17 protein-coding genes are annotated in these 20641 nt (G+C 67.3%); 14 read left to right on the top strand and 3 right to left on the bottom strand.

Translation table 11 applies throughout. The features are described 5' to 3' along the window. Positions 1-7 precede the first annotated feature (7 nt). The 5 genes from ON23_RS06425 (at position 8) to ON23_RS06405 (ending at position 6483) form a co-directional block, all read left to right on the top strand. Positions 8-1498 (top strand): aldehyde dehydrogenase family protein, encoded by a 1491-nt coding sequence (locus ON23_RS06425; protein WP_051042127.1) that lies wholly within the window; start codon positions 8-10, stop codon positions 1496-1498. Between the two features lie 81 nt (positions 1499-1579). Further along, a complete protein-coding gene (locus ON23_RS06420; protein ID WP_051042120.1) occupies positions 1580-2686 on the top strand; it encodes a Zn-dependent alcohol dehydrogenase in 1107 nt (368 codons plus the stop codon). Next, positions 2683-3438, top strand: a complete 756-nt coding sequence (locus ON23_RS06415; RefSeq protein WP_039776927.1) for a gamma-glutamyl-gamma-aminobutyrate hydrolase family protein — start codon at positions 2683-2685, stop codon at positions 3436-3438. Before ON23_RS06420 ends, ON23_RS06415 begins: the two co-directional genes overlap by 4 nt. Further along, entirely contained in the window at positions 3435-4883 is a 1449-nt protein-coding gene (locus ON23_RS06410; protein WP_039776926.1) for a flavin-containing monooxygenase, read from the top strand. Before ON23_RS06415 ends, ON23_RS06410 begins: the two co-directional genes overlap by 4 nt. Beyond that, complete coding sequence (locus ON23_RS06405; RefSeq protein WP_039776925.1) at positions 4876-6483, top strand: AMP-binding protein; 1608 nt, start codon at positions 4876-4878, stop codon at positions 6481-6483. Before ON23_RS06410 ends, ON23_RS06405 begins: the two co-directional genes overlap by 8 nt. 259 nt (positions 6484-6742) lie before the next feature. Here the strand turns inward: ON23_RS06405 and ON23_RS06400 are convergent, their stop codons facing one another. Then, a complete protein-coding gene (locus ON23_RS06400; RefSeq protein ID WP_157170177.1) occupies positions 6743-7318 on the bottom strand; it encodes a TetR/AcrR family transcriptional regulator in 576 nt (191 codons plus the stop codon). Between the two features lie 221 nt (positions 7319-7539). On the opposite strand from ON23_RS06400, the gene ON23_RS06395 reads away from it, so the two are divergent. The 6 genes from ON23_RS06395 to ON23_RS06370 all read left to right on the top strand — a co-directional run bounded on the left by ON23_RS06395 (position 7540) and on the right by ON23_RS06370 (position 14771). Then, a complete protein-coding gene (locus ON23_RS06395) occupies positions 7540-8430 on the top strand; it encodes a phytanoyl-CoA dioxygenase family protein (RefSeq protein ID WP_306307107.1) in 891 nt (296 codons plus the stop codon). An 89-nt stretch (positions 8431-8519) separates the two neighbouring features. Further along, on the top strand, positions 8520-9791 hold the full coding sequence (locus tag ON23_RS06390; protein ID WP_039776923.1) for an aspartate aminotransferase family protein: 1272 nt from the start codon (positions 8520-8522) through the stop codon (positions 9789-9791). A gap of 122 nt (positions 9792-9913) precedes the next feature. Next, positions 9914-10672, top strand: a complete 759-nt coding sequence (locus tag ON23_RS06385; protein WP_244969922.1) for a hypothetical protein — start codon at positions 9914-9916, stop codon at positions 10670-10672. A 257-nt stretch (positions 10673-10929) separates the two neighbouring features. Then, a complete protein-coding gene (locus ON23_RS06380; protein WP_244969923.1) occupies positions 10930-12066 on the top strand; it encodes an MFS transporter in 1137 nt (378 codons plus the stop codon). 48 nt (positions 12067-12114) lie between these two features. Next, on the top strand, positions 12115-12837 hold the full coding sequence (locus ON23_RS06375; protein WP_039776920.1) for a DUF8020 domain-containing protein: 723 nt from the start codon (positions 12115-12117) through the stop codon (positions 12835-12837). A 107-nt stretch (positions 12838-12944) separates the two neighbouring features. After that, a complete protein-coding gene (locus ON23_RS06370; RefSeq protein WP_039776919.1) occupies positions 12945-14771 on the top strand; it encodes an acyl-CoA dehydrogenase in 1827 nt (608 codons plus the stop codon). A gap of 9 nt (positions 14772-14780) precedes the next feature. Here the strand turns inward: ON23_RS06370 and ON23_RS06365 are convergent, their stop codons facing one another. After that, positions 14781-16016 carry a PucR family transcriptional regulator gene (locus ON23_RS06365; RefSeq protein WP_051042115.1) on the bottom strand — a complete coding sequence of 412 codons (1236 nt, stop codon included), beginning with the start codon at positions 16014-16016 and terminating at the stop codon, positions 14781-14783. A 117-nt stretch (positions 16017-16133) separates the two neighbouring features. Here ON23_RS06365 and ON23_RS06360 point away from each other — a divergent pair, with 117 nt between their 5' ends. Continuing rightward, positions 16134-17621: a long-chain-fatty-acid--CoA ligase gene (locus ON23_RS06360; RefSeq protein ID WP_039776940.1), complete on the top strand. Its 1488-nt coding sequence runs from the start codon at positions 16134-16136 to the stop codon at positions 17619-17621. 33 nt (positions 17622-17654) lie between these two features. Here ON23_RS06360 and ON23_RS06355 read toward each other — a convergent pair whose 3' ends face one another. Continuing rightward, positions 17655-18782, bottom strand: a complete 1128-nt coding sequence (locus ON23_RS06355; protein ID WP_039776939.1) for an NADH:flavin oxidoreductase — start codon at positions 18780-18782, stop codon at positions 17655-17657. Positions 18783-18893: 111 nt separating this feature from the next. Here ON23_RS06355 and ON23_RS06350 point away from each other — a divergent pair, with 111 nt between their 5' ends. Then, on the top strand, positions 18894-19319 hold the full coding sequence (locus tag ON23_RS06350) for a MarR family winged helix-turn-helix transcriptional regulator (RefSeq protein ID WP_039776917.1): 426 nt from the start codon (positions 18894-18896) through the stop codon (positions 19317-19319). A gap of 165 nt (positions 19320-19484) precedes the next feature. After that, entirely contained in the window at positions 19485-20486 is a 1002-nt protein-coding gene (locus ON23_RS06345) for an AraC family transcriptional regulator (protein ID WP_167331843.1), read from the top strand. The last annotated feature ends 155 nt before the right edge of the window (positions 20487-20641 follow it).

Raw genomic sequence — 20641 nt, 5'->3', positions numbered from 1 at the left:
GCACACCATGACGACGTCCGGCACCGAACAGCTGCGGACGCTGGCCGCCACCGTTCCGACATCGTTCGGGATGTGGGAATCCGGTGTGTGGGCCGATGCGGCCGACTCCGAGACCCTCCCGCTGCGCGATCCGTGGACGGGTGAACAGTTCACCACCGTGCCGTCGGCCGCCCCCGCCGATGTCGATCGCATCGTCAAGAACGCCCGTGCCGTGTTCGACAGCGGTGTGTGGTCCCGGATGGCGCCGACGGAACGAGGGCGCGTCCTGATCGCCTGGGCCGACCTGATCGAGCGGGATGCCGATCGGCTCGCCGTGCTGATCTCCCGGGAGATGGGCAAGCCGGTCCACCAGGCCCGCGACTTCGAAGTCACCTCCGCGGTACGCAATCTCCGCTGGTACGGCGAGCTGGCGGACAAGCTGATGGATGACTCCCCGCGTGGCCTCCAGGACGCCGTGGCGCTGGTGACGCGCGAGCCGCTGGGTGTCGTGGCAGCCATCACGCCGTGGAACTTCCCGATCAGCCTCGCCATGCTCAAGCTGGCGCCGGCGCTGACGGCCGGAAACAGCGTCGTCCTCAAGCCGGCGTTGCAGACCTCGGCCTCCTCACTGCGGCTGGCCGAGTTGAGCAGTCTCGCCGGGCTTCCCGACGGGGTGCTTCAGGTCGTCACCGGACGCGGCGCGACCGTCGGCACGGCACTGAGCCGGCACCACTCCGTGGCGTGTGTGACGTTCACCGGCTCGACCGAGGTCGGCCTGCGGCTGCTCGGCGACTCCGCGGTATCCAACGGCAAGCCGGTGTCCCTCGAGCTGGGCGGAAAGTCGCCGAACATCATCTTCGCCGACGCACCCGATCTCGAGCAGGCCGTTCGCACCGCGACATGGGCGTTCACCTTCAACACCGGGCAGATGTGCACCGCCGGGTCGCGGCTGTTCGTGGAGCAGTCGGTGTACGACGAGGTGGTCGCGGGCGTGTGTGATCGGGTCTCGACGCTCACGATCGGCGATCCGCTCGACCCGGGTACGGTGCTCGGCCCACTGAGCAGCCGCAACCAATGCGACACCGTCCTCGAATTCGTCAAATCCGGTGTGCGCGAAGGGGCGACGCTGTTGACGGGCAGTGAGCAAGCCCTCGACGAGGAGCGCTCCCTGGTCGCGCCGACAGTGTTCGTGGACACCGACGCGTCGATGCAGATCACCCGCGCGGAGATCTTCGGTCCGGTCGTGTGCATCCAGCCGTTCCGGGACGAGGACGAAGCGCTCCGGCTCGCCAATGACACCGATTTCGGCCTGGGCGCGTCGGTGTGGACGCGCGACGTCTCGCGAATCCACCGGATGGCCCGCGGACTCGACGCCGGGAACGTCTGGGTGAACTCGTATGAGGAAGGCGTGCCCTCGACTCCGTTCGCAGGCCGGAATTTGTCCGGTAACGGTGCCGACAAGGGCACCTACGGGCTGGAGAAGTACACCCAGCTGAAGACGACCTGGATCGCCCTGTAGGGCGCTCCCCGTCGGCCGTCGGCGGTGCGGGCCGAAGCCACGAGCCTCGGCCCGCGCCCGCGGCCAGATCCGAGAGACCTGATGCCAACGAATATCACTGCCGCAGTGCTCAATACGGCGCCGGGCACGCTGGAACTGGAAACGCTCGTGCTCGACGACCCCGGCCCGGACGAGGTGCTCCTCGACGTGCATTACGCGGGACTGTGCCGTTCGGACCTGCACGAGATCGAAGGCGTCTGGCCGGCCACCTGCCCGACCCTGCTCGGGCACGAGGCGTCGGGAGTGGTTCGGCGCGTGGGTGATCGGGTCAGCACCCTGCGCCCCGGCGACCATGTCGTGACGTGCCTGAGTATCTATTGCGGGGAATGCAAGTTCTGCCTGTCCGGCCGGATGACCCTGTGCCCCCGCCGCGGCTCGCTGGGAAGCCGGTCACGGCCGGTTCTGGTCAACGCCCGTGGCCGGTCGGTCCACCCGACCGCGCGGCTCGGCGCGTTCGCGGAAGCCATGGTGGTGCACGAACATTCGGCAGTGCGCATCCCGGATACCATGCCGCTGGCCACCGCCTCCGTGCTCGGCTGCGCGGTGGTGACCGGGTTGAGTTCGGTGTTCCGCAGCGCCCGGGTGGAGCCCGGGTCGACGGTCGCGGTCCTCGGCTGCGGAGGCGTGGGTATCGCGGCGATCCAGGGCGCTCGTCTCGCCGGCGCGCGCGAGATCATCGCCGTCGACGCCGTCGCGGCGCGGTTGACCGATGCCGTGAAGTTCGGCGCGACCGCGACCGTGCAGGCGGGGCAGGTCGACACGGTGGCGGCGGTGCGCGAACTGACCGAGGGCGGTGTCGACTACTCGTTCGAGGCGGTCGGATTCGCCGCCACGGTGGAGCAGGCCTTCGCCATGTTGGGACCGGGCGGCACCGCCACCGTCGTCGGCCTGGTGCCCGACAATCAGCCGGTCTCGATTCGCGCCTCGGAGCTGTTCATGCTCGAGAAGCGACTCCAGGGAGCGTTGATGGGCTCCAACCAATTCCCGGCCGACATTCCCGGCTACGTCCGGTACTACGAGCAAGGCCGGCTGAACCTCGACGACATGATCTCGGCGGTCGTGAGCCTGGAGCAGATCAACGAGGGATTCGAACTCATGAAGAACGCCGGGGGCACCCGGGTGGTCGTACGCATCGGAGACAACTCGTGAAACCCCTCATCGCCATCACCGGCCGGCGGATCTCCGCCACCACACTCGTGGGCGTCGACGGCCGTTGGGCAGCGTGCCGGGCCGACATGTTCTGGGCCGAGTTCGGCATGAAGATCGCCGAGGCCGGTGGCATTCCCGTCCTCCTCCCCTACGAATCCGCGGGCCCCGAGGTCATGTCGCGTGTCGACGCACTGGTGCTGACCGGTGGCCAGGACGTCGACCCCGAACTCTGGGGAGGACCGCCGCCCACGCCCAACTCGACCGGCGGAGAAGTACTGACGATCGACCGGCGCCGCGACGACTACGAGATCGCCCTGGTGCGTCACGCCATCGCACGAGGGAAACCGATACTGGGGATTTGCCGCGGCCACCAGGTCCTCAACGTCGCCCTCGGCGGCACGCTGATTCCGGATCTGCCCGACCAGGGGATCGAGCACTATTCCCTCGCCGCCGTCCCCGACCGGCGCCCCGACCGCGAACACCGGGTCGACTTCGACGCGGGAACCCTCGCCGCGAAGCTCTACGGACCGCGCAGCGCCGTCAACTCGTGGCATCACCAAGCGGTCGATCGCCCCGGCGAGGGCCTGGTGGTCTCCGGGCGGGCCCCCGACGGCGTGGTCGAGGCCATCGAGTTGCCCGGCCGGCCGGTTCTCGGCCTGCAGTGGCATCCCGAAGCCATCGTCGACCTCGACCCCTGCTTCCCCTGGCTTGTCGAGCAGGCATTGCCTCAACGTTTAGGAGATGGAAAGTGAACGGCCCGGCTGAGATCGACGTCGTCATCGTCGGCGCTGGTATTTCCGGAATCGCCGCCGCTGCCGAACTGCAGCGGAAATGTCCCGGCAAAAGTTTCGCGGTACTGGAGATGCGTGAATCCCTGGGTGGCACCTGGGATCTGTTCACCTACCCGGGCATCCGCTCCGACAGCGACATGTTCACGTTGGGCTACGGCTTCAAGCCCTGGACCGAACGGGAGGCGATCGCTTCCGGCGGGGCGATCAAGAACTACCTGCGGGAGACCGCCGATCAGTTCGGCATCACCGAGAAGATCCGGTTCGGAACGCGTCTGGTCTCCGCGTCGTGGAGCAGCGCGGACGACACCTGGACCCTCGGGCTGCGCGACGCGGACGGCGACACACAGCTGCGCTGCCGGTTCCTCCACCTCGCCACCGGCTACTACAGCTACCGCGGCGGGTTCAATCCCGAACTCCCCGGCGAGGATTCGTTCGAAGGCCGGGTGGTCCACCCCCAGGAGTGGCCGGAGGATCTCGACTACCGGGACCGCAAGGTCGCGGTGATCGGGTCGGGGGCCACCGCCATCACGCTCGTTCCCAGCCTCGCGGGCGAGACCGCGAAGGTGACCATGGTCCAGCGGTCGCCCACCTACGTGGCCATCGCACCGGCCGTCGATCCCGAAGCCGAGCGGTTGCGGGAGGAGATGGGTCCCGAGGACGCGTTCAGCCGCATCCGTTTGCGTAATCTGCACGCCCAGCAGGAGACCTACCAATACGCGCGGCAGCACCCGCAGGAATTCAAGAAGGCGATATTCGACGCCATCGACGATGTCGTCGGCGTGGAGGTTCGCAAAGCCCATTTCACTCCCACGTACGAGCCGTGGGATCAGCGCGTGTGCCTGGTGCCCGGCGCCGATCTGTTCCAGGCGATCCGCGACGGATCCGCGGACGTCGTGACCGGCCACATCGACCGGCTCACCCCGACCGGCGTGGCGATGCGGGACGGGACGCATGTCGACGCCGACATCATCGTGAAGGCGACGGGTCTGAACCTCGTCATGGGCGGGGAGGCGACATTCGACGTCGACGGTGAGATCGTCGATTTCGGGCGCTGCTGGACCTACAAGGGCCTGGCGTTGTCCGGAGTGCCGAACCTGACCTACGCCTTCGGGTTCGTGAATTCGTCGTGGACTCTCAGGATCGAAGCGGTCGACGACTTCTTGTGTCGCGTTCTCGCGCATATGGACGAAGTCGGTGCCCGCCGAGTCACGCCGACGCTCGCACCGGGCGACGACGCCATGCCGCGACTCCCCTATACCGCGGGTGTGACCTCCGGATATATGCAGCGTGCCGCCCCGCGCATGCCGGCCCAAGGCGACCACGAGCCCTGGGTCAATCCGCAGAACTATGCCGAGACCATGCGACTGCTGGAGTCGGTCGACGACGACGTCCTCCGTTATGCCTGAGGCGAATACGACCGCGGCGACGCACGCCTGGGCGGCGCTGACGCCCACGGCGTTCCTCGACCGGGCCGCGGCCGCACACGGATCCCGCATCGCGGTCGTCGACGGCGACCTGCGCTGGACCTACACCGAATTCCGCGATCGGTGCCGGCGGCTGGCGGGCGCACTGAGAGAGATCGCCGCGGGGCGGCCGGTGGCGGTACTGGCGCCCAATACTCACGAACTTCTGGAAGCCCACTACGGCGTGCCGTGGGCAGGAGTTCCCTTGGTGGCCCTCAACACTCGGCTCGGGACCCGGGAGTTGACCTACATCCTGGAGCATTCGGGTAGCGGTGTGATCGTGTGCGATGCCCGGTACGCGAGCCTGGTCCGGGAGGTCTGCGACGCGCTGGAGAAGCCTCCGGTGGTCATCGGTTCGGGCAGTGCCGACTCCGACTACGAGAAACTGATCGCCGGCGCCGCACCCTGCCAGGAGCAGATCAACGACGAAAATTCGCTGCTGGCAATCAATTACACCTCCGGCACCACGGGCGCGCCGAAGGGCGTCATGTATCACCATCGTGGTGCGTACCTGCAGTCGCTGGCCATGGCGAGTCACTTCGGGCTCGGCCCGCACTCCGTCCACCTGTGGACATTGCCCATGTTCCATTGCAACGGCTGGTGTTTCACCTGGGCCGTCACGGCGGCCGGTGGCACACATGTCTGCCTGCCCAAGGTCGAGCCCGCCGACATGTGGCGACTGATCCGGCAGGAGGGCGTCACGGGCCTCAACGGCGCTCCGGCCGTGCTCGACATGATCGCGCACGCCGACGACGCCTCGCCGCTGCCACGCGCCGTGTCGGTGGGTACCGGAGGTGCGCCTCCCGCACCGGCGGTGCTGCGCCGGATGACGCGCCTCGGATTCGACGTCACGCATCTCTACGGGCTGACCGAGAGTTTCGGCCCCGCGCTCATCTGTGAGCCGGTGCCGGAGTGGGAGGGTCTCGACGACGAGGCCGTGATCCGGCTGAAGGCGCGACAAGGCGTCGGCAATGTCGTGTCCCTGCCGCCCCGGGTGGTGGACGAGGCCGGCCACGACGTACCCGCCGATGGCAGCACGGTCGGTGAGATCGCGCTGCGCGGCAACAACGTCATGCTCGGCTACCTCGACGACGAGGCCGCCACCCGGGAGGCGATTCCGGACGGCTGGTTCCGAACCGGCGACCTCGCGGTACGCCATCCCGACGGGTATGTCGAGCTTCGCGATCGGAGCAAGGACATCATCATCAGCGGGGGCGAGAACATCGCCAGCGTGGAGGTCGAGCACGTCCTAGCCGAGCACCCCGCGGTGCTCGAGGCGGCAGTCGTCGGGACCGCGGATCCCCGCTGGGGAGAGATCCCTGTCGCGTTCGTGCACCTCGCCCCCGGAGCCGGTGCCACGGCCGAGGAACTCGTGGAGCACGTCAAACGGACCCTGGCGCGCTACAAGGCTCCCCGCAAGGTTGTCTTCGGTCCACTTCCCAAGACGTCGACGGGCAAGACGCAGAAGTACCTGCTGAGAGCACGAGCGGCCGAGGAGCATTCCGCGGCAACGGAGGGTACGGGCGGCAACCGCGAGACCTGAACCCCTTCGGCCGGAACGTATTCGGCGACCGACTACGAAGCCCACCGCTGTCGAAACCAGGCCCCGGAGCTCGCACCCACGAGCGCCGGGGCTGGAAGACGTTGTCACCCAGCCGATCCGACAACCTCACCCGACCACACGTCCGACCGAGGGCCCCGGGGTTGCCGAGCCATGGATCTACTCGACGACGGCAATGAGCAGCCGTGCCGGATCCGAGCGTGTTCCACCGCCGAACGCGGCGAGATCCATCCGGCGCGACCTACCCCCGAATCCCGCTGCACATCGCCGGGATTCCCGCGCAGATCACATCCGCGTAGGCATCGGCGCGCGCCCGATCCCGATCCGAGGCCCACTGCAACACAAGCCCGTCGGTGGCGCCCATCAGCACCGAGGCGAGATTATCGACGGCCTCCGCGCGTGCGGACGGCCCTGCCGCGCGCTGCAGCACGTCGGCGACCGCCCGCAAGAAGACGTTGTACGCCTCCTTCGCCAGCGCCGGCCGGTGACGGGTCATCCACATGTACAGATCGACCTCCGCCAACGCGTAGTCCGGATGGTCCATCAGCCAGCGCACCGAACGCCGGATGACTTCTTGCGCGGTCGCCTCGAGCTCGGCCGGCTGGATGGCGGTGAACTGCTTGGTGATTTCGGCGGCGAGGTGCTCGAAGACGGCGAGAAAGAGGCCGTCCTTGTCCCGGAAGCAGTAGTGCAGTGAGGCCAGGGGAGCGTCGGCCGCTTCGGCGATCCGGCGTGTCGTCGCGCTCGCGACCCCGCGCTCGGCGATCACTCGGACCGCCGCATCGATGAACTGGATCGAACGATCCTCTGTCGACACGTGGGGCAACGGATTCACCTCATTCGCTCATCGGCGCACGTAGGCGCCCTGATTAATTGATTAAGTCAAGCGTACAGATCGCGAAGGCGCGGGGGCACGCGTGACCCTCGCGCAAGTGACCGCAAACACCTTTCCTTCCCGATTATTCCGCTCGCCTCTTGACACCCGATGTGGCGCGCCCCACAATCAGATCATTCGATCAGATCAAATGACTAAGGCGTTTGATCGAACGTGGGAAATGGAGAATTATGACTACCGAAGCCAAGGCCGCTCTACGATCCGTGACGGCGACGACCCCCCTCGCCGAAATCCTCGACATCGTCGCCGAGGACGGCGGCGTGATCATCGAGAACTTCCTGTCGGCGGACCAGATCGCGCGGTTCAACGCCGAGGTCGAGCAGCCCATGGCAGCGCTGGCTCCCGGCTCGACCCATGAGAACGAGATCGTCGCCGAGTTCCACGGGGCCAACACCAAGCGACTGACGAACTTGGTGACGCACAGCAAGACCTTCCGCGAAGAGGTCCTCGAGCAGGACCTGATCCACGAACTCTGCGACGCGGTGTTCCTCGAAGAGTCCGGTACCTACTGGCTGACCACCGCGCAGCTCATCGAGATCGGCCCCGGAAACCGGGCTCAGTTCCTGCACCGGGACCTGGAGAACTGGTACCCGTTCATCGGCATGGGCCCGCAGGGTCCCGAGGTGTGCGTGAACTTCATGATCGCGTTCACCGACTTCACCGAGGAGAACGGCGCCACGCGGGTCATCCCGGGCAGCCACCTCTGGGACGACTTCCAAAACCGCGGAACTCCCGAAGACACCATTCCCGCGACCATGAAGGCCGGAGACGTCTTCTTCTACAGCGGGAAGACCGTGCACGGCGGCGGCGCGAACCTGACGACGGACCAGTTCCGCCGTGGTCTGGCCTTCGCCCTCAACCCGGGTTTCCTGACCGGCGAGGAAGCGTACCCGTTCCTCGTCGACCGGGACATCGCGAAGCAACTCTCGCCGCGCGTCCAGCGTTTGCTCGGCTTCCGTTCCCAGTACCCCACGGGCTCGCCCGGCCTGTGGCAGGTGGACTACAGCGAGCTCGGGGACTACCTGAAGCTCTGAGGTGCCGGTCGGCACATCTCGCCTCGCGACCTGCCGGAGAGGCGACGAGTCCTCTCCGGCAGGCCCGCCCGCAGCCATCAAGGAAAAGTATGGGAATCGACTCCTCCAGAATCGCATTCGAGCGAACCCGTCGCAGCGTCGGCGGTGGCGTCAGCTCGGGCCTTCGTGCCACGATGCGGCCGGTTCCGCTCTTCGTCGAGCGCGGCCACGGAGCTCACCTCTGGGACCTCGACGGGGACCGCTACCTCGACTACGTGATGGCCTGGGGGCCGTTGGTCCACGGACACAGTCACCCGCAGGTCGTCGACGCGGTGGCGCGAGTCGCGACCTCGATGCAGGTCGTGGGAATGGGGCATCGGCTCGAGTACGAAGCCGCCGAGGCGGTCCTCGCATCCGTGCCGGGCGCACAGCGCCTCGTATGGACGAACACCGGAACCGAGGCCGTGCAGGTCGCGCTGAGATTCGCACGAGCGGCGACCGGCCGGCACCGCATCGTCAAGTTCGCGAAGGCCTACCACGGCTGGCACGACAGCGTGTACGCGAGCATGAGCGCGGACGACACGGGTGAGTCACCCGTCCCCGCCGCCCTCGGGCAGAGCCCCAATGCCCACGCCGATCTGATCATCAGCCGGTTCAACGACACCGCCGGCATCGCCGAGTTGCTGGCTCACGCTGAAGAGCGCCGAATCGCCGCTGTGCTCATCGACCCGATCATGAGCAACGCCGGTGTGCTCACACCGGAACCCGGCTTCCTCGAAACACTGCGCAGCCTGTGCGACCGGCACGGCGTCGTGTTGATCTTCGACGAGGTCATCACCGGATTCCGGATAGCACGCGGCGGCGCGGCCGAAAGGTTCGGTGTGCGCCCGGATCTCTCGGTGTTCGGCAAGGCGATCGCCGGCGGGTTCACCCAGAGCGCGGTCGTCGGCCGCGCGGACATCATCGATCTGGTGGAGCACGGCCTCACCCATGCCGGAACGTTCAACGGCAATCCCGTAGCGCTCGCGGCGGTGCAGGCCGCGATGGAGTTGTCCGCTACGCCAGGCGTATTCGACAAGCTGGAAGATCTGGGCGACGCCTTCGAGCAGGCGATCACCGACGTGCTGGTCTCGGCCGGCGCGCCCGGCAGTCTCCGGCGCGTCGGGTCGCTCGCGCAGTTCGTGCCGCGCGATCAGGCGACGAGTCTGCACGGCACGGACGGACTCTGGGCCGAGATCGCGGCCGGGATGCTCGAATCGGGTGTCGTGTTCATGCCGTCCGGAAAGATCTTCCTCAGCACCGCGCACACGCTCGCCGACATCCAGGAAACGGCCGCTCGCCTCGAGCGGGTCCTGCAGCACGTGTCTGCCCGTTCCGCATAGCGCGAACAGCAACGATCCGATCCCCCAGCCGCGACGCGGACGGGTCTATCGACCGGACGGGTGGTCGCTGTGCCGCCCGTCCACCACGCCCCGTCACCCGTTCCGCGTCACGACTCTGCTCGATGCGGCTGGGCGAGTGCGGCGTACCTGTACCGAATTCTGTTGAATCGAAGGAATTCTCGATGAATACGCTCGCAATGTTGTTGCTGTTGGCCGCCGATTTGTGGATGGCAGCCGCCGGCCTCTATTACGGGGCGCGAATAATTCGCCGCCACCGCAACTATCTGCTCGGTCTCGAGTGGCTGGTGATCGGGGTTTCGGGGACGAACGTTCTGTTCCTGGCCGCCACCGGAGTCGATCATTCGAGCGTGAGCTACCACCTGATGGTGTTCTTCGACGCGTTCTCGCGTTCGTTCGGCATGACGCTGGTGTTCGTGCTCGGCATGATGGCGGTGACCCGCGGGTACCGCGCCTCGCCTCTGGTCGAGGCCGCCGCGTTCGGGGCGGCGACCGTGGTCGGGCTGTGGCGAACGATCGACGTGCGGCCCGTCAGCCCGCCATGGTCGCTGTTCTACCTCGCGCTGAACCTCGCTGTCGCGGTGTTCATGGTGACGGTCGCCGGCCGGCTCTGGCGGATCGGTGAACGACGTTGCGCGGCAGGCGTTTTCATCGCAACGGTGCTCGGGGCGATCGTCGCGTCGACCTATGACTTCGTCCACATTCCGGGCGACGACGCCGACCACACATTGTTCTACATTCCGGCATGCGCGATCTGGGCGCTCATGGTCACCACCTATTACCACGGCTACCGGGCACTCGATGATCACAATCGGCGCCATCCCCGCAAGGCCGCGGTCACTGTTTCCGCATCGCCGGAATAACGCACGCCGATATCCATCCACGGCTGCGTGAGCATGCATCACCGCGCAACGACGCGCACCTTCTCGATTCGCAAAGTTCGGAAAACACTATGACAGCTCAAGATTCGCCCACCCCAGCGACGGATACAGAAACCGGTTCCGCCGTCTCCAGCGACGCTTCGCCCACGGCCATCACTCTCAATCACGCCGGAAATGCCTTCATCTGGACGTATGTCCTGGCGATTTTCGGTGTATGGACGGCCGTTCTGACCCCGACCATGATCACTTTAGCACTCCGGGTCGCGCAGGCCGTTCCGGCCCATGCCTCCGTGGCCTATTCGGCGATCGCGGCCACGGGCGCTCTCATCTCGCTGCCCGCGGGCCCGTTCTTCGGGCGCCTGGCCGATATCACCATGTCGCGCTTCGGCCGACGACGGCCATGGCTGGTGGTCGCGGCCACCACCATCATGGCGGGCAACGCGATCGTCGCCGTGTCCGGCTCCATCGCCGGACTCATCGTCGGGTGGATCATCGTCTCGGTCGCCGGCACCATCGGATTGACGGTGTTGTGGTCCATGCTCGCGGATTCCATACCGCCGGAGCGTGCGGGTTTCGTCGCGGGTCTCGCCGGTGCGGCGCAGGGCGTGGGGCTCATCGCGGGGACCTTCATCGTCCGCATCACTCCGGGAATGACCGCACGCCTTCTCATTCCGGCAGCTCTCGGCGCCGGTCTCGTCCTGATATTCGTCGCCATTCTCCGGGAAACCGATTTCGCGGGACATGTCCGGCCGGTATTCAATGTCCGCGACTTCGCCCGGACTTTGTATTTCGATCCGCGAAAGGCACCCGATTTCGCCTGGTGCCTGGCCTCCATCTTCGGTATCACGGTCGGCGCCGCCGTCGTAGCGACCTTCCTGGTCTACTTTCTGCAGAACGCGTTGAAGCTCGACGACGCCGCCCTGGTTCCCACCGTCTTCGAGGCGACGCTGATCATCAACGGTACGGCGTCGATCATCAGTCCCCTGGGCGGCCGCCTCGCCGACCGGATCGGCAGGCGCAAACCCTTGTTCGCCGCCGCGGGCGTGCTCGTCGCCGTCGGGTGCACCGTAATGGATGTCGTCGGCACCGTCCCCGAATTCCTCACCGGCTGTGTGTTCTTCGGCATCGGATACGGCCTGCTGCTCGGGCAGATGCTGGCCTTGGCGGCATCCACGATGACCTCGTGGGAGAACGCGGCCCGCGACCTCGGCCTGGTCGTGCTGACCCAGTCGGCGGCATTGATGGTCGCACCGCTCGTGGCCCCCGCACTCCTCGCCATCGACGGCCCGAACAACTACCGCCTGCTGTACGCGTTCGGCGCGTCCGCCGCGCTGCTGGCGGTGCCGGCGCTACTCGGCATCCGGCGCCGGTGCTGACCCGACCGATCCTCGAAAGAACGATCCGCACAACAGAAATCGGATGACATGAAGATCACCAACCTGGTCGCGACCACCTGCCTCACCGCCCTCACCGTCAGCCTGACCACCGCTGTCGCCTGCGCCGAACCCGCACCCGCGACCCCGGCGACTCCCCCGAATTCGAGTATCCGCACCACCGTCCTTCCGGGCATCCACTACACCTCGAGCATCGTCGACGGATCGGTGCGGGTCAGCACCGACAGCGGCTCACTCACGGTGCGCGGCAACCAGTTCCAGGTCCTCGACGCACAGGGCAACCTCGCCGCCGGGTTCCCGCTCACCTACCGCAAGGACGACAAGGACTGGCCCATCGCGGCACGGATCGACGGCAACACCGCGACGCTGTCACCCAGTACCGACCCCGCGTCGGCCCGGCCCGCCACTCCGGTGGAGCTTCCGCGTCCGGTCGCGTCCGAAGCACAGTTCCAGAATGCGATGGCCACGGCCGCAACCGAATTCGGTTTGGCGATCAGCGTCGGCACCTTGATCGGCACCCTCATCGGCCTCCCGCTGGGCTGCATCGCGGGCGCGCTGACCGTGGGAACCATCACCTTCCCCGTCTTCTTCGCCGGTGCGCTCGGCGGTTGCCTGGCCGGTGCCGCGGTCGGCGTCGCCTTGGGGAGTGCCGCCGGAATCATCCTGGTCGGCGTGCCCGTCGGCATCGCCGCCCTGATCGACTTCACCAACCAGGTCACCGCCCCCGACCCGGCGACCACACCCGCCCCCTAGAAACAGCAACAGACACAACCCGATTGCCGTTGCGGCTGCGCTCGCAACGGCAATCGGGGCCATTCCTGCCCGCCCCGGCGGCGGGCCAGTCGAGAGGTGACGGTCCGGTGGGCCACTACAAGAGCAACGTTCGCGATCTCGAATTCAACCTGTTCGAGGTCTACGGCCTGGGCGAGGTCCTCGATTCCGGCGCCTTCGGCGATCTGGACGGCGACACCGCACGCACGATGGTGGCCGAGGCGGCCCGCCTGGCGGAAGGGCCGGTGGCGGAGTCGTATGCCGAAACCGACCGCCACCCACCGGTTTTCGACAGCGACTCGCATTCTGTACGGATCCCGGAGCCGTTCAAGCGGTCCGTTCGCGCATGGCAGGACGCGCAGTGGTGGCGGGTGGCCAAGAGCGAGGCGATCGGCGGCGTGCCCGCGCCGTCGATGCTGGGCTGGACGATCAACGAACTGGTCCTCGGCGCCCAGCCCGCGGCCTACATGTACCTGAGCGGCCCGATGATGGCGAACGTCCTCGCCGGCATCGGCACCGAACAGCAGCGGCGATGGGCCGCTCGAGCGGTCGAGCGCGAGTGGGGCGCGACGATGGTGCTGACCGAACCGGACGCCGGCTCCGACGTCGGAGCCGGCCGCACCACAGCGACCGAACAGCACGACGGTTCCTGGCACCTCGAGGGCGTCAAGCGCTTCATCACCTCCGCCGACTCCGACGACCTGTTCGACAACATCATGCATCTGGTGCTGGCCCGCCCCGCCGGTGCCGGGCCCGGCACCAAGGGACTGAGCCTGTTCATCGTCCCCAAATTCCACTTCGATCACGACACCTGCGAGCCGGGCGAACGCAACGGTGTGTTCGTCACCAACGTCGAGCACAAAATGGGCCTCAAGGCCTCGGCCACGTGCGAGCTGACCTTCGGCGGGCACGGCATCCCCGCGGTCGGCTACCTGGTGGGCGGCGTCCACAACGGAATCGCCCAGATGTTCGAGGTCATCGAAGAAGCCCGGATGATGGTCGGTACCAAGGCCATCGCAACGCTGTCCACCGGATACCTCAACGCGCTCGACTACGCGAAAACCCGGGTCCAGGGCAGCGATCCGGCCCGGGCCGCCGACAAGGCGGCGCCCAAGATCACCATCATCGGTCACCCCGATGTGCGCCGTTCGCTGATGATGCAGAAGGCCTACGCCGAGGGATTGCGATCGATCTACCTCTACACCGCCGGCCACCAGGATCCCGTGGTCGCCCGGCACATTTCCGGTGCCGACGACGATCTCGCCGCACGGATCAACGACCTGCTGCTGCCCATCGTCAAAGGTGTCGGCTCCGAACGCGCCTACCAGTACCTCACCGAATCCCTGCAGACCTTCGGTGGTTCCGGGTACCTCCAGGACTATCCCATCGAGCAGTACATCCGGGATGCCAAGATCGACTCCGTCTACGAAGGCACCACGGCGATCCAAGCTCAGGACTTCTTCTTCCGGAAAATCGCCCGCGACAACGGTATCGCGCTCGCGCACGTACTCGGGCAGGTTCGCGCCACCGCCGAATCCGACGCCGACCGCGGCCGGTTGAAGAACGAGAAGGTTCTGCTCTCGCGCGCCCTCGAGGACGTACAGGAGATCATCGGCAGGCTCACCACCCATCTGCTGGAGGCTGCCGTGGAGCCTCGCGAGGTGTACAAGATCGGCCTGAACGCCGTCCGGTTGCTCCTCGCCGTCGGCGATCTACTGGTGGCCTGGCGCCTCATCGTCGCCGCCGAAACAGCGCTCACCGCGATCGAAGCCGGGCAGAACACCGCGTTCTACGCCGGCAAGGTCGCGGTGGCCTCGTTCTTCGCCAACTCCGCACTCCCCCACATCACCGCCGAACTCGCCGTGGTCTCCGGGACGGACACGACCGTGATGGATCTCGAGGAGGCCGGCTTCTGACCGGCGGGCTCACCGGTCGTTCGCGTCCTCGAAGGGGTCGGGAGTCAGGCGAGCGCCCAGTTCGGGGAAGGTGCGTATCGCCTGCAACGCGGCCGCCAGCTCGGCGACGGTCGCCGGGTCGTCGAGGTCGCCGTCCAGACGCTCCTCGAGCCGGCGCATCCGATAACGGACGGTGTTCTCGTGGCAGTACAGCACGCGCCCGGCCTCGGCAGCGGAGGAGCGCGCGTTCAGCCACGCCTCCGCTGTCGTGATCAAGGTACTGCGATCGTCGTCGGCCATCGTGAGCACGCGACCCAGCACCCGCCTGACGAAACGGCGAGTCGTATCGAGGTTGGCCATCACGAGCTCGGCCATGGGGGTGTCGGGTAGCTGCCGTACGCCGGTGGCGTCGGATTCGAACGTTTCCACTGCGATTTTCGCGAATCGCAGCGCGCGCGGCGTCCGGTCGAGCCGGCTGTACGGCGGACTCATACCGACGCGAGCGGACGCGAATTTGGCTACCAGCGAACGGATTTCGTCGGTGCGGCGCCGGCCGTAGGACAGGATGACGATCTCGTGTTCCGGCCCGGTCCGCCACGCCGAGGCCACATCGAGTGCACGCAGCCGCTCCTCGAGGCCGGGCAGCGCGGGCCGGCCGAGCTCGGGTGTCTCGGCGACGACGACGAGAAATGAACCGTCATAAGGCATATCGAGCAACTTGGCGATTTCCCAGGCGGTGTGGTTCTCGCCGGAACGACCGTTCAGCAGGGCCGCCACCAGCGCCGAGCGCCGCCGATCCGCGAGAATCATGGCCTCGCCGACCGCGGCGCGATAGGACTCGGTGAGCGCGGTCGAATAGTCGTCGGCCATGGCCCAGATGTCGGTGGCGACGGTGAGCAGGGCATCGAGCGAACACTGTCCCGACGCACGCGCGGAATCGAGCAGTCGCTGCCAGAGAAAGGCGGATCCGAGCCGGAAAGCACGCAATACCTCGGGCAGCGGCGCCCCTTGTCCGGCGCGCTCACGGCCGGTCGAACGCGGTGCCAGAAGTTCCAGTGCCCGGCCGTGCGCCAGCCGATGCAGCATGTACTCGAGGTTCGATCGGACCGACCGGCGCAGTTCCGCGCGCGGCACCACGCCCGGCTCCCGGTAGATCTCGATCTCATCGACGATGCGGCCGACCAGGTCGTCGGTCAGCTCGTCGAGCCGCCCCGACAGTCCGTTCGCTATCGGCACGATCAAGGAATCGGGAACGCTGTGGGGCACGATGCGAGGCTACGGCCATGCGGGATCGGCGAGAATATCGCCGGGCACAGAATTCCCGCTCGTCCACTGTCGCCCGCCATATGGGCCCGGCGCGGTCAGGTGCCGACGATTGTGGATGTGACCAACCTCGCCATCAACCTCAAGGACGCCGCCGGTCAGTTTCCGGACCGTGCCGCGGTCCGACTCGACGATCAGATCCTGACCTACGCCGCGTTCGACGATGTGAGCGCCCGCGTGGCCGGGCGGCTACGCGACCTGGGCGCACAGCCCGGTGACCGAGTCGCGATGATGCTGCCCAATGTCACCGCGTTCCCGATCGTCTACTACGGCATCCTGCGGGCCGGCCTGATCGCGGTGCCGATGAATCCCCTCCTGAAGGAACGCGAAGTCCGGCATCACCTCGCCGACTCGGGCGCTCGGATCCTCTTCGCGTGGCATACCGCCGTCCCGGAGGCCACCGCCGGAGCGGCCCGGACGCAGGTGCGCGTTCTCACCGTCACCGACGATTCGGCGACCGAATTCGCCTCGTGGCCGGACTCGCCGGAAGTGACGGTCCGCGACGACGAGGACACCGCGGTACTGCTCTACACCTCCGGCACGACCGGCACCCCCAAGGGCGCGCAACTGACCCACGCCAACCTGCGGGCCAATGCCGCCGTCGCCGCACGCACATTGCTCACGGCTACCCCGGACGACGTGATCATGGGCTGCCTGCCCCTGTTCCACGCGTTCGGGCAGACCTGCTGCCTCAACGTCGCCGTGCTCAGCGGAGCCACCATCACATTGGCCCCACGCTTCGACCCGGAGCTGGTGCTGAAGCTGATCGAACGCGACGGCGTCACGATCTTCGAAGGCGTGCCGACGATGTACGTGGCCATGCTCGGCGCGGGCCCCGGCATCGCCGACACCGGCACGTTGCGGCTGTGCCTGTCCGGCGGCGCGGCGCTCCCGGTCGAAATCCTCCGGGGGTTCGAGGAGCGATTCGGCGTTCCCGTCCTCGAAGGGTACGGCCTGTCGGAGACCTCGCCGGTCGCCTCGTTCAACCGCGTCGGCGCCGCGCGGCCCGGGTCGATCGGCACCCCGATCGAGGGCGTGCGGATGCGGGTCGTCGACGCCGACGGCAACGATGTCGCGCCCGGTGACGCCGGCGAGATCGCCATCCGCGGCCACAACGTCATGAGCGGCTACTGGGATCGCCCCACCGCGACCGCCGAGGCGATCAGGGACGGCTGGTTCCACACCGGCGATATGGCGAAACAGGACGAAGACGGCTACTTCTACATCCTCGACCGCAAGAAGGACCTGATCATCCGTGGCGGTTTCAACGTCTACCCGCGCGAGATCGAGGAGGTCCTCTACGAACACCCGGCCGTCCTCGAAGCCGCGGTGCTGGGCGTGCCCCACTCCACCCACGGCGAGGAAGTCGCCGCGGTGGTCGCGCTCGCACCGGGCGCCGAAGCGACCGCCGACGACTTGCGCGACTACGTCAAGGCCCGCGTGGCGGCCTACAAGTATCCACGCCAGGTGTGGCTGGTCGACGCCCTGCCCAAGGGACCGACGGGCAAGATCCTCAAACGCGAAATCGTTGTCCCGCAAGGATTGTGACGGAACACGCCGGCCCCGAGGCGCTGCGGACTCCTAGCTCAGGGTCTTCAGCGCCGCCGCGTCGTAGGCCTTCAGCTCGTCGATCCGGCCGCCCAGCACCTTGGCCGCCCATTCCGGGTCCTGCAGGAGGGCGCGGCCGACGGCGACCAGGTCGAACTCGTCGCGTTCCAGGCGGTCGAGGAGGTTGTCGAGGCTGCCGAGTTCGGCGCCGCGTCCCGTGAAGGCATGGAGGAAGTCGCCGTCGAGGCCGACCGAGCCGACGGTGATGGTGGGTTTGCCGGTGAGCTTCCTGGTCCACCCGGCCAGGTTCAGGTCCGAGCCCTCGAACTCCGGGAGCCAGTACCGGCGGGTGGAGGCGTGGAAGGCATCGACACCGGCGGCGGCCAGCGGCGCCAGGATCGCGTCGAGCTCCTGCGGGGTCTCGGCGAGCCGTGCGTCGTAGGCCTCCTGCTTCCACTGCGAGAAGCGGAAGATCACCGGGAAGCCGGGCGACACCGCCGCGCGCACCGCGGCGACGATTTCGGTCGCGAACCTGGTGCGCGCCGAGGGATCTCCACCGTAGGCATCGGTGCGGCGGTTCGTGCGCGCCCACAGGAACTGGTCGATGAGGTAGCCGTGGGCGCCGTGCAGTTCGACCCCGTCGAAACCGATGCGCTCGGCGGCCTCGGCGGCCTCGGCGAAGGCGGCGACGACATCGTCCAGGTCGCGCTGCGTCATCGCCTCACCGGCCCCCTCGGTACCGTCGACGCGGATGCCGGAGGGGCCCATGGCCGGGGCCTCGGGGTAGGGCTGCTCGCCATGGTTGCGGACCATGCCGATATGCCACAGTTGCGGCACGATCGTGCCGCCCGCCGCGTGCACGTCCGCGGCGACCTTCGCCCAGCCCGCCAACTGGTCGGCACCGTGGAATCGCGGAACCCGATCGCTCTGCCCGGCCGACCCGTGGCCGACGTAGGTCCCCTCGGTAACGATCAGGCCGACACCGGCGGCAGCCCGGCGCGCGTAATAGGACCGCACGTCGTCACCGGGGATACCGCCCGGAGAGAACATGCGCGTCATCGGCGCCATCACGATGCGGTTGGGGATGGTGAGGCTGTTCAGGGAAACGGGCCGGGACAGGATCTCCGCTGCGCGGGAGACGTCGGACGCGGTGACGGGCACGGGATGCTCCTCGTAGAAACTTGACAACTTTGATGGTTGATAACCTCAAGCAATCTCCACGGTAGGGGTGAATAGTTGAGATGGTCAAGTTTCGGGACGTAGGATGAATCCATGCCAGAGGTCCCGCACATCGACACCGCCCAGCTCATGGAGGTGCTCTCGGTGTCGCTGGGCGTCTACTACAGCGACTTCACGGCCGCCGCGGCGAGTGAGAACCTCACCGCGAGTCAGGGCAAGACGTTGACGGTGCTGCGCCGGGGCCCCGCCGCGATGCGCACCTTGGCCGAGATACTGGCTTGCGACGCGTCCAACGTCACCGGGATCATCGACCGGCTGGAGAAGCGGGGGCTCGTGCGACGGGAGGCCAGCGCATCGGACCGCCGCGTGACCAATCTGGTCATCACATCCGAGGGCGAGCGTGCCGTCGACGCGATCCGCGCGACGATGCACCGGACCCGAGAAGGCCTGAGCAGGCTCGGCGACGAGGACCGAGCCCGTCTCTCCTCGCTCCTGGAACGGGCTTTCGTCCAGCCCTGACGCCCGCGGAGAACCGGCCTCCTTGCCAGAATGCGCCATGATCTTGCCAGAAATCGGAAGTGTTGGCGTCTAACGTTTTTCGTGCGCCCAGGGGTGGTCGCGGCGGGCACTGATCGCGGATCCGCAAGCAGGAGGGGAGATCCGCGCTCAGGCCGGAGCTGTAGCTTGAAGCCGTTCTTCGGCTGGGCGCGCGAAAGGGAACTTCTCGTGGATTCGGAGTATCAGTGGGAGGAGGAATCGTCGGCATCCGCTGAGACACTCGCCGAGCGGATGGAGTACTGGCACCACTACCTGCGGAGCCGGCAAGGGTCGGTGGGATTGGCGTTCGGCGACGACGTCGACGACTTCACCTGGTCGACCACCGCGCAGCGAGTCGGCCGGATGCAGATCGTGCGCTTCGATTCCGATCCCGTGCACTACCGCCGCACCGGACGAGATGTACGCGGCGACGGCGACGACAGCTACCGATTGCTGCTACCGCTGCGCGGGGAATTCAAGTTCGCACAGGGCGATTCAGCCGAAGTCGTCGCTCCCGGCACACCGGCGTTCTTTCAGTGGGGAGCGCCGCTGGTGATGCGTCAGGACGAGCCGCTGCGAGCGCTGATCATGACCGTCCCGGAGACGTCGGTGGATCTCTCCCGCGCCAGGAACGCTCCCCTCGCACTCGATGGACGGCGCCCCTTGGTGCGATCACTGGTGCGCCAGATCGGTGAGCTTCACGCCGGTCACGGAGGCTGGACCGCAGTGGATTTCGCGGTCGCCTATTCCAGCGCGCTCGTCTTGCTCGACGGTGTGCTCAACCACGATCACACGCTCGTCGCGGGCGGCGGCAAATACGCGAATCTGGCTGCCCGCGCGCGCGAGATCATGGAAATACACTGCGGTGACAGCAGACTGACCCCGGACGCCGTCGCCGGCCTGTGCGGCTGCTCGCGCCGAACGCTGCACAGCGCCCTCACCGAGACGACCGGCCTGGCCCCGGCGGCATTGCTGCGCACGATTCGTCTCGACCGTGCGCGGCAGCGCTTGTCGTCTCCCCTGCCGGTGGACATCCACACGGTCGCACACCGAACCGGGTTCACCACCACACGCCGGTTCCGCGAAGCCTTCCAGCGCCGATACGGCCGGAGCCCGGAGCAGATGCGCGCCGAACTGTACGGGTCGTAGCGGAGTCCCGCCGGCGCAAGGCCGTGTCGTCACCCGAACCCCTTGACCTGCAGCGGGGTTGAGGTACCACACTGGTGCGGTGACCGACTACCTGCTGCGCCCGATCGGATCCGTCGAATCCGAGCTCACGGACCGCGCCACCGCACCGCGCCAGG

The organism is Nocardia cerradoensis NBRC 101014, from assembly GCF_000308535.1.
Lineage (GTDB): Bacteria > Actinomycetota > Actinomycetes > Mycobacteriales > Mycobacteriaceae > Nocardia > Nocardia cerradoensis.
Note: the sequence above shows the minus strand (reverse complement) of the source record. Positions and strands in the feature narration are given on the sequence as shown.

Coding starts and splice junctions, on each gene's coding strand:
- ON23_RS06425 (WP_051042127.1), top strand. CDS start 8: ATGACGACGTCCGGCACCGAACAGCTGCGGACGCTGGCCGCCACCGTT.
- ON23_RS06420 (WP_051042120.1), top strand. CDS start 1,580: ATGCCAACGAATATCACTGCCGCAGTGCTCAATACGGCGCCGGGCACG.
- ON23_RS06405 (WP_039776925.1), top strand. CDS start 4,876: ATGCCTGAGGCGAATACGACCGCGGCGACGCACGCCTGGGCGGCGCTG.
- ON23_RS06390 (WP_039776923.1), top strand. CDS start 8,520: ATGGGAATCGACTCCTCCAGAATCGCATTCGAGCGAACCCGTCGCAGC.
- ON23_RS06385 (WP_244969922.1), top strand. CDS start 9,914: ATGCGGCTGGGCGAGTGCGGCGTACCTGTACCGAATTCTGTTGAATCG.
- ON23_RS06380 (WP_244969923.1), top strand. CDS start 10,930: ATGATCACTTTAGCACTCCGGGTCGCGCAGGCCGTTCCGGCCCATGCC.
- ON23_RS06375 (WP_039776920.1), top strand. CDS start 12,115: ATGAAGATCACCAACCTGGTCGCGACCACCTGCCTCACCGCCCTCACC.
- ON23_RS06350 (WP_039776917.1), top strand. CDS start 18,894: ATGCCAGAGGTCCCGCACATCGACACCGCCCAGCTCATGGAGGTGCTC.